Consider the following 13,079-nt stretch of genomic DNA (forward strand, 5'->3'; position numbering starts at 1 on the left):
CTGCCTCAGGAACGACGCATGACGCGCGTCACGGCGCGCTCGGCGTCCGCCAGCGCCGTCTTGGCATCCTTCCGGCCCAGTACCGCATTCTGGACCTCGGGCCAGAAGGCATCCTTGACCTGCGCGTCGTTCGGCAGAGGCCAGTTGCCGCACATCTTGTCGGTATGCTCGAGCTGCGTCAGCAGCACGGCATGCGCCAGCGGGTCGTCAGCCTTGACCTTCTCCAGCCCTGTCTTGTCCGCAGCGATGTTGCCGGTGAGGATGCGGCGCCGGACGGAGAACTCGGTCGCCCATTTGTTGCCCGTCATATGCTTGACGAGCGCCCAGGCGAGATCCGGGTTCTTCGAGGATTTCGAGATGGCGAGGCCATGATTGGTCGGGGTCGACCAATTGCCCGGATTCTGTACCGCTCCGAGCGTATCCGCATTGACCCAGGGCGCCTGCCCCTTGACGAAGAAGTACGAGGCCGAGTGGGCCTGCAACATGCCGACATTGCCGGAGGCGAAGGCGCCGTTGGGCTCCACCCAGCGCCCGGTCCAGGCGATCTTGTTGATCCCGCCCGAGGCCGTCGCCTTGGCGAGCTTGTCGAGGACCTCGATCGTCTTCGGCGTGTTGAAGGCCGGCGTCTTCATATCGGCCTTCAGCAGCTCGATGCCGTTCATCTGCATCAGCGGCCAATAGAGCCAGTCGAAATTCAGCGTCAGGAAGCCCGTCTTTTCACCCTTCGCCATCGCCTGGCTGAAATTGACGACTTCGTCGAACGTCTTCGGCGGCGCCGAGAGGCCCGCCTCCTTGAACATCAGCTTGTTGTAGAAAAGCAGCGTCTTGGCGATATAAAAAGGAACGACGTAGTTCTTCTTGTCGTAGACGAAGCTTCCCAGGTAATCCTGATTGTAGAGCTTCGCGACATCCGGCTCCTTCTGCATGTAGGGCGTCAGATCGAGCAAGGCGCCGTTGGCCGCCCACTCGACCCAGATCATCCCCTGCAGATCGATGATGTCGGGAGCCGTGCCGGCGACGAGCTGGGTCTGGTAGAAGGCCGGCAGCTCCGGCCCCTTCTTGTCGAGCCATTCGATCTCGACGCCTGGATTCTGCGCCTTGAAGTCGGCGAACTCCTCTTTGAACAAGGCCTCCTGGTCAGCGATGTTCCAGGTCAGGATGCTCAATTTGCGGTTCGACTGCGCTCGTAGATAGGCCGGCATCGCGACCGTGCCCGCCGCGGCCAGGCCGCCCTTGATGATCGTTCTGCGGTCCATGCCGCCCTCCCTGAAAAGACGTGGCATCTTCACCTCTACGGGTGATTTCGAGATCGATGATAGCGGTTACATTCATATGGTCAAGCAGGCTTGAAACGACCGCGAGCATGCCAAATAATCCGGCATTCAAAGGCATTTTGCGTCGATTGACAGGCTCATGAAAGCGATGTCATTTAACGCCAGCTTGACCCAGGAGTTCATGCCGTTGCCGTCCCGCCGTCCCGAAGAACTGCGCAGCGCTCGCTGGTACTCGGCAGAAGGCATGCGCGCCTTCGCCCACCGCCAGCGGATGCAGCAGATGGGCTTGCGCCGCGAAGAGTTCATGGGGCGGCCGGTGATCGCGATCCTCAACACCTGGAGCGACCTGTCGCCCTGCCACGCGCATCTGCGCGAGCGGGCCGAGGCGGTGAAGCGCGGGATCATTCGCGCCGGCGGGTACCCCGTCGAGTTGCCCGCCCTGTCGCTCGGCGAGGTCATGGTGAAGCCGACCACCATGCTCTACCGCAACTTCCTCGCCATGGAGGCGGAGGAACTGCTGCGCCAGCACCCGATCGACGGCGCCGTGCTTCTCGGCGGCTGCGACAAGACCACGCCAGGCCTGCTGATGGGCGCGCTCAGCATGGACCTGCCGGCGATCTTCTGTCCCGCCGGCCCGATGCTGAACAGCAGCTGGCGCGGCACGCGCGTCGGCGCCGGCACGCATACGATGAAGTACTGGAACGACTATCGCGCCGGGGTGCTCAGCGACAGCGAATTGGTCGAGATCGAAGGCATTTCGACGCGTTCCCCCGGAACCTGCAACACGATGGGCACCGCCTCGACGATGACCTCGATCGTCGACGCCTTGGGGCTGACGCTGCCTTTCGCCTCGAGCATTCCCGCCATGGACTCCGCCCATACCCGCATGGCTTCCGCCTGCGGGGAGCGGATCGTCGAAATGGTCTGGGAGGACCTCAAGCCCTCGCGCCTCCTGACGCAGGGCTCGGTACGCAATGCCTTGCACGTGGACGTCGCCCTCTCGGGATCGACCAATGCGGCGATCCATCTCGTCGCCATCGCCCGGCGGGCCGGGCTCTCGATTTCGCTCGACGATTTCGATGCGATCGCCCGGCAGACACCGATCCTCGCCAACATTTTCCCGGCCGGCAACTATCTGATGGAGGATTTCTACTTCGCCGGCGGCCTCGGCGGGCTCATGTCGCGGCTCAATGACCGGCTCGATCTCGGCGCCCGCAATGTCCTCGGACAGACGCTGGAGGAGGCGCTGGGCCGGGCGCGGATCGTCGATGAGGACGTCATCCGGCCGCTCTCGAATCCGGTGAGCGAGATGCCGGCTATCGCCGTCCTGCGTGGCAATCTCGCGCCTGACGGCGCCGTGATCAAACCGTCTGCCGCGAGCCCCGCACTGATGGTCCACCGCGGGCGGGCCGTGGTCTTCGACGGACCCGCCGCCCTCGCCCGAGGCGTCGAGGACCCCGACCTCGACGTCGACGAGAACAGCGTGCTGATCCTGCGCGGGGCCGGCCCCGTCGGCGCACCGGGCATGCCGGAATGGGGCGCATTGGCTCTGCCCAAGAAGCTCCTTGCGAAAGGCGTCCGGGACATGGTGCGCATCTCGGATGCGCGCATGAGCGGCACCCATTACGGCACCTGCGTGCTGCATGTAGCGCCCGAAGCGCATGTCGGCGGCCCGCTGGCACTGGTCGAGACCGGCGACGAGATCGTTCTCGACGTGCCCAACCGCCGCCTCGACATGCTGGTCGACGATGCCGAGCTCGCGCGTCGCCGGGCGGTCTGGAAGCAACCGCCGCCGCATTACGGGCGCGGCTATGGCATGCTGTTCCAACGCGCGGTAACGCAGGCCGACAAGGGCTGCGATTTCGACTTCCTCGAACATGGCCCTCCAACAGCGGAGCCGGGCATTTTCTGATGAAGGGGGAGAAAAGCGCCAATCGGTCGAAGCCGGCTCCGGCCTTGCGGGAAAGGCCCGGCATGGCGCGCCCGCGGATGGCGGATGTCGCACGCATCGCCGGCGTTTCGACCGCAACCGTCTCGCGCGCCCTGCGGCAGCCCGAACTCGTCTCTCCGGAGGTTCGCGGCAAGATCGAGGCGGCGGTCGAGCACCTGTCCTATCGGCCGAATCTCATGGCCGGCGCGCTGGCGAGCGCCCGCAGCAACACGATCGGCGTGGTCATTCCCTCGATGATCAACGCCTTCTTCTCGATGACGCTTGAAGCGATCGAGGAGGGGCTTGCCGGGACCGGCTATCAGCTCCTGATCGGCAACAGCCACTACGAGATGGAGAGCGAGGAGCGGCTGATCGCCTCCATGCTGGCCTGGTCACCCGCCGCGCTCGTCATCACCGGCTGTCGGCACAGCCGGGGTGCGATGCGCGCCCTGCTGGATACCGACGTGCCGATTGTCGAGATGTGGGAGCTGACCGACAACCCGATCGACACGGCCATCGGCTTCTCCCAGCGCGATATCGGGGTCGCGGTCGCCCGACATTTCAAGGAGCGAGGTGCCCGGCGCCTGGGCTTCGTCGGCGCCATGCATCAGCGCGACTACCGGGCCGATGCCCGGCGTGCCGGCTTTTTCGAGACGGCGCAGAGCATCGGCTTCGCAGCGCCCGCTGAGGTGCAGTTGCCCGGACTTCCGACCTCCGTCGGCGGCGCCAAGGCCTTTGCCGAACTCATGGCGGCGCATCCCGACGTCGACGCTGTGCTATGCACGAACGATATCGTGGCGCTCGGCGCCCTGTTCGAAGCCCGGCGCGGAGGCTGGTCCGTGCCGGACCGGCTGAAGATCTGCGGTGTCGGCGATGTCGACTTCGCCGCGGCCTGCGAGCCAGGCCTGAGCACGGTCAGCCTGCCACGACGGGCCATCGGGTTGAAGATCGCCGAGGTCCTGCGCGAGCGCATCGCCGGCCAGCTGCCGACCGGGGGCGTCCACGACCTCGGCTTCGAGCTCGTCAGGCGAGGCAGTACGTGAGCAGCGCCTCACCTTGCCCGCGCGACGATGCCCTCCAGATCGTCCGCGATGCCGAGGCCAGGCCGCGGACTCAACGTCATCCGGCCTTCCGAAAGCGGCATGAGGCCTTGCACGAGATTCTCACGCAGCGGGTTCGGATTGGTGTCGATCTCCAGCATGCCCTCTCCACCTGCCGCAGCCAGCAGATGGGCCGAGGCGAGAAGACCGATCCCGCCACCAAGATAATGCGGGCAATAGACGAGGCCGGCAGCGCGAGCCGCTCTGGCCACCGCGAGGCAGCCGCTGATACCGCCCCATTTCGCCGCGTCGGGCTGCAGGAAGCGGAAAATCCCGGAACCGATGGCGGCTTGGAACTCCGCGACCCCGTTCATATTCTCGCCGGCCGCGATGGCGATCGGCATCGCCTTGCTCAGGGCGCGCCATTCGTCAGCGGGGCGGTCGGCACGCAGGGGTTCCTCGAGCCAGTCGATCCGGTACTCGGCGAAGCGATTCCCGTGCTCGATGGCCTGCTCGAGGGTCCAGCCCTGGTTCGCGTCGATCATCAGGCGACGATCGGCAATCGCGCCGCGGATCGCGTCGAGCGAGCGCATGTCGGTCTCGGCCCCGAAGCCGACCTTCAGCTTGAAGCTTTCATGGCCGCGCGCGAGCTCCCGCGCCGCGACCGCCGCCGGCGCTTCCGGGCCGATGCCGCTCGCATAGGCCGCGACCGATCCCGCGGCCTGCCCGTCGAGATAAGTGCTGAGCGGCAGCCCCGCGCGCCGCGCCGCGAGATCGTGGCAGGCGATGTCGAGACCGGCGCAGACCTGGCGCAGCGGTCCCCATTCGCCGGATTGGATAGCGAGGACATGCAGCTTCGTCATCAGCCTCGCGAAAACAGCGCCGACCGGCAGCGGCGAGAGATCGCGCAGCAGCGGCCCCGCCGTTTCCAGCACGAGACGCGCCCGGTGCTCGGCACCGACCGAGGGGAAATTGCACCAGATCTCGCCGAGGCCGCGATGGCCATGATCATCCTCGACCTCGACGAAGACGGCAGGCCGATCACGCATGATGCCGAACGAGGTCCGCACATGGGTCTCGATCGGCGCCCGCACCGCGACCGCCCTGGCAGTGGCGATGACGACCTCATCCGTCGCGTAGGCCATGTCCTGGATGCTCCGGCTCCTCGTCATCCGGGCTTAGACCGCTCCACAGGCTCAGCGCCAGTTCTTTTCGCACGAGCGCGCGCCGCCGCTCGGCATCTTCGGGAGAGACGGACATGACCGCCAGCGATATCCATGCCACCCGGCCGAACCCGTTCCGCGAGGCGATGCGTCAAGGCCGGCCGCTGATCGGCATCTGGTCGATGCTGAACTCCGTCGACGCGACGGAGGCCCTCGGCTGGTCGGGCTATGACTGGCTCCTGGTCGACGGCGAGCACGCGCCGGTCTCGCTCCACGACGCGATGGCGCATTGCCGCGCTATCGCCGCGACGCCGACGATTCCGATCGTCCGCCTGCTGTGGAACGATCCGCTGCTCATCAAGCAGCACCTCGATGCCGGCATCGCGACGATGATGCTGCCCTTCGTGCAGACCCCGGACGAAGCCCGCCGCGCCGTCCAGTCGTTGCGCTATCCGCCGCACGGCATTCGCGGCATCGCGGCGATGCACCGCGCGAGCCGTTACACTCGCTTCAAGGACTATGCCGCGCGTGCCAGCGAATCCCTCTTCCTCATCGTGCAGATCGAGACCAAGGAGGCGCTCGCTCGCTGCGAGGAGATCGCTGCGGTGGATGGAGTCGATGCCGTCTTCTTCGGGCCCGGCGACCTTGCCGCCAGCATGGGCATGCCCGGCCAGGCCGCCCACCCCGACGTAACCGCCGCGATCGAGGACGGGTTGAGGCGCTGCCGGCCATCCGGCAAGGCGGTTGGCGCGCTCGCCCCCAATGACGAGATCTCCGAGCGCCATATCCGCTCCGGTTTCGACTTCGTCTCTGTCGCCAATGACTTTTCGCTGCTCCTGCGCAATGCCGATGCAGCCGCGACACGTTTCGCCGGCGTCGCAGCCGATGTCACGATCCGAAAGGAGTGAGCGCCATGCGGATCGGCCTTGCCGGCTTCGGCGCCTGGGGACGCATGCACGCCCAAAGCTACGCGCGGGTGCAGAGGGCGGAGCTGGCGGCCATCTTCTGCCATAGCGATGCGTCGGCGCAGGCCGCCTTGTCGACCTATCCCGCGGCGAAGGTCGTCCGCAGCTTCGAGGAGCTGCTCGCCTTGCCCCTCGACGTCATCGCCATCACGGTGCCGAACCATCTGCATGCACGCTACGCCGTCGCGGCGCTGGACGCCGGACGGCACGTCATCCTCGAAAAGCCGCTTGCGATCACGCTGGCCGAATGCGACGCCGTCCTCGCGGCAGCGCAGGCCAGCGGCCGCCAGGTTGCAGTCAATCATGAACTGCGGGTTTCGCAGCAATGGCGGCAGGTGCGGGAGATCATCACGGCCGGCGAGATCGGGCGGGTGACCCATCAGCATCTCTCGCTCTTCCGCCGGCCCTTCAAGCCCGGCTCCGGCGGCTGGCGGCAGGACCCCGCCCGCGTCGGCTCCTACGGCCTGGAGGAGCTGGTTCACTTCGTCGATCTCATCATGTGGTACGCGCGGGAGAACGGCCTGCCGCAGCGGGCCACCGTGCGGGCCAGCGACGGCTCGGCGATGCCGCAGACGCTCTCGGCCCTGCTCGACTGGCCGGATGGTTCGAGCGCGCTGGTGACGCAATGCCTCGCCGGCTTCCAGCACCATTCCCTGCTCGAGATCGCCGGTAGCAGCGGCGCCGTCCGCACGAACTGGAGTGGAGCTTTCGACCGGACCGAGCACCCCAGCTTCTCGCTCTGGGTTCAGGCAGCCGGCGAGGACGACGCCAGTGAGCGTGCCATCGCGTTCTCGGGAGAGCTGTTCGAACTTGAGCAGAACCTCGCCCTCGCGCTCGCCTCCTTCGCCGGCGAGGGCGAGCCGTCGCTCAGCCTCGCCGAAGCGCGCAATGCGGTGGCGCTCTGCCTCGCCATCCAGGAAGCCGGGCAAAAGCAGGAACCGGTCTCGCTGGCCGAATACTGGACCAAACCCGGCACCGCTGTCAGCTGAGGCCTGGGCGGCCTCAGTCGGGAACCTGGCCGTTCGGTCTCCGTCACCGGCGCGTGGCTTCGACCTCGCGCAGGCAGACCTTCAACCGATCGAGGATCATCTCGACGTCGTCGGCGCCGATCGTCAGCGGCGGACGGATCTTGAGGATATTGTCGGCAGGGCCTTCGCGCCCGACCAGGACGCGCATATCGCGCAACCGGTTCATGACATGCGCCGCCGCATCGGTCGCGGGTTCGCGCGTCTCGCGATCCGTGACCAGCTCCAGGCCCAGGAAGAGGCCGATGCCGCGGACATCGCCGACGACGGAATAATCCTGCGCCAGGTCACGCATGCCGGCGAGCAGGCGTTCGCCCATCGCCTTCGCATTGGCCGAAAGCCCCTCCTCCTCGACGATGTCGAGCACCTCGGCCGCAATCAGGCAGGACAGGTTCGAGCCGCCGAAGGTCGAGAAATATTCCGGCCCCTCTGCGAAACGCTCGGCGATGGCGCGGGTGGTAATGACCGCGCCGATCGGGTGACCGTTGCCGAGCGGCTTGCCGAGCACGACGATATCCGGCTGCACCGCCTGCTGCTCGAAACCGAAATAATAGTCGCCGAGGCGGCCAAGCCCGGTCTGGACCTCGTCGGCGATGCAGACGCCGCCAGCGGCGCGGATGCGCTCATAGACCGCCGCGAGATAGCCCGGCGGCGGGATGATCTGGCCGCCGACGCTCGGAAAGGTCTCGGCGATGAAGCCCGCGACCTTGCCACCGCGTTCCGCGATCGCCTTCAGTGCACCGTCGACCTGCTGTGCATAGCGCAGCGCACGGTCGGGATCGTCGCGGCGGAAGCGGCCGCGATAGTCGTCGGCGACGTCGACGAGTTGCACCCAGGGCTTGCGCCCGCCCATGTTCGGCTTGTTGAACTTGTAGGCGGAGATATCGATCGCGCCGGTGGTGTTGCCGTGATAGCCGTGATCGGGCGTGACGATGTCGTAACCGCCGCTGGCGGCGCGAGCGAGGCGCAGCGCCAACTCGTTCGCCTCCGAGCCCGAATTCACGAAAAAGCAGACCTCCAGCTCCTTCGGCAGCTTAGCCGTGAGCCGCTCGGCCAGCGCCATAGGCGCCGGATGGAGGTAGCGCGTGTTCGAGTTCATCCGCGCGAGCTGGTCCATCGCCACCTTGCGGATGCGCGGATGAGCGTGCCCGACATGGGGGACGTTGTTGTAAGCGTCGAGATAGGGACGCCCCATCGCGTCGAAGAGATGGTGACGCCAGCCGCGCAGGAAAGTGACCGGGCGCTTGTAGCTGAGCTTCAGATTGGCGCTGAAGCGGGCCTTGCGCTCGGCCAGCAGCGCATCCTCGTCGACTGGCCGGTAGGCAACGCGATCATCCGGCAGGTTGAGCAGCGCGGCCGGGTTCGGGCAGATCGCCTGCCAGAGCTTCCAATCGTCCGGATCGGCGACGCCTGGCCAGTCATGGCCCATGCCGTCCAGCGTCAGCGCGAGCTGGAAATGCAGATGCGGCTCCCAGCCGCCATTCTCCTCGGCTGGGCCGAGTTTTGCGAAGGCCTCGCCCGCCGTAATCTCCTGACCGGGCTTCAGCTTCGCCGCGCCATCGGCGGCGAGATGACCATAGAGCGTGTGGAAGACGTCGCCCGCGGGCGTGCGGTGCTCGAGGATGACGACGCCGCCATAGTCGAGATGGCCCTTGCGGTTCTCGGCCAGAGCGACCTTGCCGGCGAGAGGCGCGCGGACGGGCTCGCCGGCGGGAGCAAAGATATCGACCGCCATGTGGATGGTGCGGCGGTTGGAGGCAAGCCAGCGACCCTTGCGAAAAGCCTTGTCGGTATAGACCAGCCGCGGCTCACCATATTGGCCGAGCCACCACTCCGAGGTGATGCCGAGCCCGGTGCCGAGATGCCGAGCCTCGTCTGCACGCAGGTCGAAGGGATTCTGCGGGACCGTGGCCTCGGCTACAGCGAGCGAGCCGACTGGAAGATCGTCGAGCGGCCGACCGAGCACCGGCGCAAAGGCTCCGCGCTGTCCAGCGAGCCAATCGGCGATACGGCCCGCAGTGTCGGTGACGGGCAGACCGCAGGCATTGCGCAGCCGCGCCTCGATCAAATCGCCGTCGATCGCCGGGTTCTCGAGGAGCCTCCAGGCAGGAGCCTGCGAGATGGTGACATAGGGATCGTCCGGCCGACCCTTGGCCTCGATCGTCGAGTTGACGACGCTGACGGCCAGCCGCATGCGAACCAGCGGCCAGATCAGCCCGATCTCCTCGGCGCTCAGCGGCGAAACGGCATGATAGCCGGCGACGAAGGCGGCAAACGCCGCTTCCGGCGCCTCGTGGTCGAGGATGGCGTAGGCAGCGGCGATGGCGATCTCGCAGACGCGCGGCCCCATCGTCATGTCGCCGAAGTCGATCAGACCGCTGATCCTGGCGGGCTCGCCGAGGCGCGGCTGGATGAGAATGTTGAAGTCGTTGAGATCGTTGTGGATCGTCTGCCGCGGCAGGCGATCGAGCACGGGCTGCAGGACCTCGTAGGCGGCAACGATCTGCGCGATGCGGTCGCGACGCGCGCCTTCCAGCACGCTCAGATGCGGCTTGATCCAGCCGGCCTGGGTCAGGTCCCATTTCGCCGCATCGGGAGCGGCGGTGACCTTGAAGTCTCGCAGAGCGAGGTCGAGCCGGGCCGTCAGCGCACCGAGTTCGGAGAGAACGGCTGGCGGCTGCGGGCCTGCTTCGCCCATCGGGATGCCGTCGAAGGCGCGCTGGACCCAGACCATGCGCGCCTGACCCGCGCCGTCCCGCACCTCGCGCCAGAACTTCGCGCCTTCGGCCGGCAGAAGCTGCGGCAGTGGCAGCGCGGGGTCGGCCGCGAGCGCATGGCTGATCGCAGCGCATTGCTGATCGACCAGAGCAGGCTCTCCCAGCGGCCGCATCGCCTTGACGATGACGTCGCCTTCCGCGGTCTTGCCGCGGAAATTGAGATCATATTCGCCACCGAGCTGCCGCAACGCTCCCTGCACGCCGAACTGCTCGGCAACCCCACGCAACCAGCTATCCGTCATCCTCGGCCTCCCAGCCCGATACGCGACGGCCCGCCCCGATATCCTGCCGCCAATCGGCGGCCACGAATCGCAATACGGACCTTTGTTGATTTCAGCAGAAGAACGTTCGGTGCCGCGATGCAAGCGCAGCGCACGACAATGCCCCATGCAATCGATCGGGGCAGAGCAAAATGGCGGCCCGCGCCCCCTGCCCCGTTTCGCTGGCCCTCAGCCTGCAGCAGCCCGCCGTTCCGCGGCCCGCTGCCGCGGCCATACGATCGCCCACGAACCGATCAGCACGATGACCTCCGAAAAGGCGGCGCCCAGCAAAGCCCATGACGGCGGAACCGTCAGCAGCAGGACAAGTACCATCAGCATGCCGAGGACAGCCGCGATGGCCGAGAGGATCGCGATCGAGCGATAATCCTGGGCGATCTCGAGCCAGACGCGCGGCATGACGTAGAGCACCGACAGCCCGCCGGCGACCCAGGCCATCAGCGAGACGTTGAAGAAGCTGGTGTCGCCGAGGCTGTCGGGGCGAATGAAGGGGAGCGCGATCATGACGGCCAGCCCGTAGAGGAGGTTGAGAACGACCAGCAACGGCGGCCAGTGGCGCAGGAGCCGCCCGACCTTGGCGAACTGGTTCTGCGCCATCAGCGCCGTCATCTCGGGATGCATCATATTGGCGAAGGCCGTCGCGACGATCCGCAGCGGCACGAAATTCAACAGTGCAGCGGCGATCGGGGCATAGGCGGCTGGGCCGGCGATGGCAGCGACGAGCAGCGCCATGCCCTGCCCCTGCAAATTCGTAATGGTAACGCTCAGCAGAGACCATTTGAGGTCGCGCCAGAGCCGCTTGTAGCGGCGCCAGAGATGGGCGCCCGCCCCGAACCGGATGGGCCGGCGCCCCAGCACCAGCATCGCCGCGATGCCGAGCGCGTTCGCCACCGTCATGACGAGGAAGGTGTGCTGCAGGATATGGGTATCGTCCCAGACGACCCAGGCCGTTCCGGCAGCGCCGCTCAGGGTGAAGAGCAGATCGCTGGCGCTGACCAGGATCTGGCGGTTACGGGCGAAGAAGACCATCCGGATATGGGCCCGCAGCGCCCAGAGCGCGACGAAGGTGCCGCCGCTCACCGCGCCTTCGTCGATCCAGCCGGAGAGCACGATCGCGACGACCAGGCCGAACAGTGCCGAGAGCATCGCCGCCGCCGTCCCGAACGAGACCTCATAGGCATTGGCCGCAGCGACCCTGTGGCTGCCGGCGATGCAGATGCTGGCCGGCAGGGCCGTGAAGGCCCGGATATAGGTCAGGCCGATGCCGCCAGCCACCATGGCCAGCGCGAAGATACCGTAGTCCCTGGCCGAGGCCGAATGGAGCAGCACAATGTTGAGCGCGAGGTGGAAGGCGCTCTGCATCGCCTCGCCACCGACCATGACGGTCAGGCGCAGGATCAGTCGGCGCAGGGCCTGAAAGCTCATCGGCGGACGGATCCGTTACGACCGAGCATGTCGCCAGCCACAGCCGCGATGGCGCGCGCCACCGCCTGATCGCTGAACAGCGCCGCGAAACGCTGCCGGCCGGCACGGGCCATTGCTGGCAGATCCTGCGGAGCGAGGATGGTTTGCGCCAGTGCCCGGGAGAGGGCCTCGGCATCGTTCGGTGGCAGGAGACGGCCGGTCACGCCATCCTCCACGACCTCCTGCAAGCCTCCGATCGCGGAAGCCAGCGGAGGCCGACCGAACGCCATCGCCTCGATCGCGACGCGCCCCAGCGATTCCGGCCGACGCGAGGGCACGACCACGATATCGGCCCAGCGATAGAGCGGCGACGGGTCGTCGACGAAGGGCTCGACCCGGACCCGACCGTCGAGCCCGGCCTCAACCACGGCATCGTGCAGGGCACGCTCGAGATCGGGATCCTCGAAGGCGCTGCCGACGATCCGCACCTCGACCCGCTCGCGCAACTCCGGGCTGAGTGCGGCGACGGCGGCGAGCAAAATCTCCTGCCCCTTGATCCGGTTGATGCGGCCCAGCATCAGCACCCGCAGTGGGCGCGAACCGTCATAATCCGTCGGCGACCAGTCCGCCGGGCCTGTCACGCCGTTGTAGATCACGTCGGATTCATATCCGGGCGGCAGCGGGAAAGCCTGCCGCGTGGCCTGCGAATTGAAGATCAGGCGGCTCCGGCCCCACAGAATGAGGCGTCGCAGCAAGGTGCGGGTCGCCCCTTCCGGGATCTCATGGATGTGATGTATGGCCTTGCCGGGAAAGAACCGCGCGGCGAGCGTGTGATCCACGATCACCGAGGTGTTGATGTAGACGAGGTCGCAGCGCCGCAGGCGCCGGGCGGCGCGCAGCACCGCGAGCGGCAGCGCGACGGGCGCGGCTGCCAGCAGTCTTGGCAGATTCCGGCGGCGCAGCACCCAGAGCGGCTCGATGACAATGCGGCTGGCCGTACCGTTCAGCAGCGAGAGGATCGGGCCTTCCCGCGGCAGGACGACCTCGATCTCGGCGGCCGGATAGGCCTGCCGCAGTGCCGCGACGCTTTCAGCAAAACTGCGATCCGAGCCGTAGAGTTCGTATCCTTGGTGGATGCAGGCGATGCGAGGCGTCACGATCGGTTCCGTCTGGGGGCGCCGCCCTGCGGCTCGGCTCCCGAGTCTGCAGTGCTGGAAAGAACG

General features: G+C 66.9%; 9 protein-coding genes. 4 read left to right on the top strand and 5 right to left on the bottom strand.

Annotated features, from left to right (window positions below):
• Window positions 1-5: 5 nt before the first annotated feature.
• Entirely contained in the window at window positions 6-1,256 is a 1,251-nt protein-coding gene (locus CE453_RS19735) for an ABC transporter substrate-binding protein (RefSeq protein ID WP_157733113.1), read from the bottom strand.
• 199 nt (window positions 1,257-1,455) lie between these two features.
• Between CE453_RS19735 and araD the strand changes: the two genes are divergently transcribed.
• Together araD and CE453_RS19745 are read left to right on the top strand one after the other, a co-directional pair.
• Window positions 1,456-3,186 carry an L-arabinonate dehydratase gene (araD, locus tag CE453_RS19740; protein WP_089178029.1) on the top strand — a complete coding sequence of 577 codons (1,731 nt, stop codon included), beginning with the start codon at window positions 1,456-1,458 and terminating at the stop codon, window positions 3,184-3,186.
• Between the two features lie 62 nt (window positions 3,187-3,248).
• Window positions 3,249-4,247, top strand: a complete 999-nt coding sequence (locus tag CE453_RS19745) for a LacI family DNA-binding transcriptional regulator (protein WP_198302159.1) — start codon at window positions 3,249-3,251, stop codon at window positions 4,245-4,247.
• A gap of 8 nt (window positions 4,248-4,255) precedes the next feature.
• Here the strand turns inward: CE453_RS19745 and CE453_RS19750 are convergent, their stop codons facing one another.
• Window positions 4,256-5,389: a mandelate racemase/muconate lactonizing enzyme family protein gene (locus tag CE453_RS19750; protein ID WP_089176129.1), complete on the bottom strand. Its 1,134-nt coding sequence runs from the start codon at window positions 5,387-5,389 to the stop codon at window positions 4,256-4,258.
• A 113-nt stretch (window positions 5,390-5,502) separates the two neighbouring features.
• Here CE453_RS19750 and CE453_RS19755 point away from each other — a divergent pair, with 113 nt between their 5' ends.
• Window positions 5,503-6,315: an HpcH/HpaI aldolase family protein gene (locus CE453_RS19755; protein ID WP_089176130.1), complete on the top strand. Its 813-nt coding sequence runs from the start codon at window positions 5,503-5,505 to the stop codon at window positions 6,313-6,315.
• Window positions 6,316-6,320: 5 nt separating this feature from the next.
• Window positions 6,321-7,361 (top strand): Gfo/Idh/MocA family protein, encoded by a 1,041-nt coding sequence (locus tag CE453_RS19760; RefSeq protein ID WP_089176131.1) that lies wholly within the window; start codon window positions 6,321-6,323, stop codon window positions 7,359-7,361.
• A gap of 43 nt (window positions 7,362-7,404) precedes the next feature.
• On the opposite strand, the gene CE453_RS19765 is transcribed toward CE453_RS19760, so the two are convergent.
• The 3 genes from CE453_RS19765 to CE453_RS19775 form a co-directional block, all read right to left on the bottom strand.
• A complete protein-coding gene (locus CE453_RS19765; RefSeq protein WP_089176132.1) occupies window positions 7,405-10,416 on the bottom strand; it encodes an aminotransferase class III-fold pyridoxal phosphate-dependent enzyme in 3,012 nt (1,003 codons plus the stop codon).
• A gap of 207 nt (window positions 10,417-10,623) precedes the next feature.
• A complete protein-coding gene (locus tag CE453_RS19770; RefSeq protein ID WP_089176133.1) occupies window positions 10,624-11,877 on the bottom strand; it encodes a hypothetical protein in 1,254 nt (417 codons plus the stop codon).
• Entirely contained in the window at window positions 11,874-13,013 is a 1,140-nt protein-coding gene (locus CE453_RS19775) for a glycosyltransferase family 4 protein (RefSeq protein WP_089176134.1), read from the bottom strand. The genes CE453_RS19770 and CE453_RS19775 overlap by 4 nt, the downstream gene beginning before the upstream one ends.
• Window positions 13,014-13,079: the final 66 nt, after the last annotated feature.

The sequence above is a fragment of the Bosea sp. AS-1 genome (genome assembly GCF_002220095.1).
Taxonomy (GTDB): Bacteria; Pseudomonadota; Alphaproteobacteria; order Rhizobiales; family Beijerinckiaceae; genus Allobosea.

Excerpts from the sequence above, each read along its gene's own strand:
- CE453_RS19735 (WP_157733113.1), bottom strand. The coding sequence starts at position 1,256 with ATGGACCGCAGAACGATCATCAAGGGCGGCCTGGCCGCGGCGGGCACG.
- araD (WP_089178029.1), top strand. The coding sequence starts at position 1,456 with ATGCCGTTGCCGTCCCGCCGTCCCGAAGAACTGCGCAGCGCTCGCTGG.
- CE453_RS19745 (WP_198302159.1), top strand. The coding sequence starts at position 3,249 with ATGGCGCGCCCGCGGATGGCGGATGTCGCACGCATCGCCGGCGTTTCG.
- CE453_RS19750 (WP_089176129.1), bottom strand. The coding sequence starts at position 5,389 with ATGGCCTACGCGACGGATGAGGTCGTCATCGCCACTGCCAGGGCGGTC.
- CE453_RS19755 (WP_089176130.1), top strand. The coding sequence starts at position 5,503 with ATGACCGCCAGCGATATCCATGCCACCCGGCCGAACCCGTTCCGCGAG.
- CE453_RS19760 (WP_089176131.1), top strand. The coding sequence starts at position 6,321 with ATGCGGATCGGCCTTGCCGGCTTCGGCGCCTGGGGACGCATGCACGCC.
- CE453_RS19765 (WP_089176132.1), bottom strand. The coding sequence starts at position 10,416 with ATGACGGATAGCTGGTTGCGTGGGGTTGCCGAGCAGTTCGGCGTGCAG.
- CE453_RS19770 (WP_089176133.1), bottom strand. The coding sequence starts at position 11,877 with ATGAGCTTTCAGGCCCTGCGCCGACTGATCCTGCGCCTGACCGTCATG.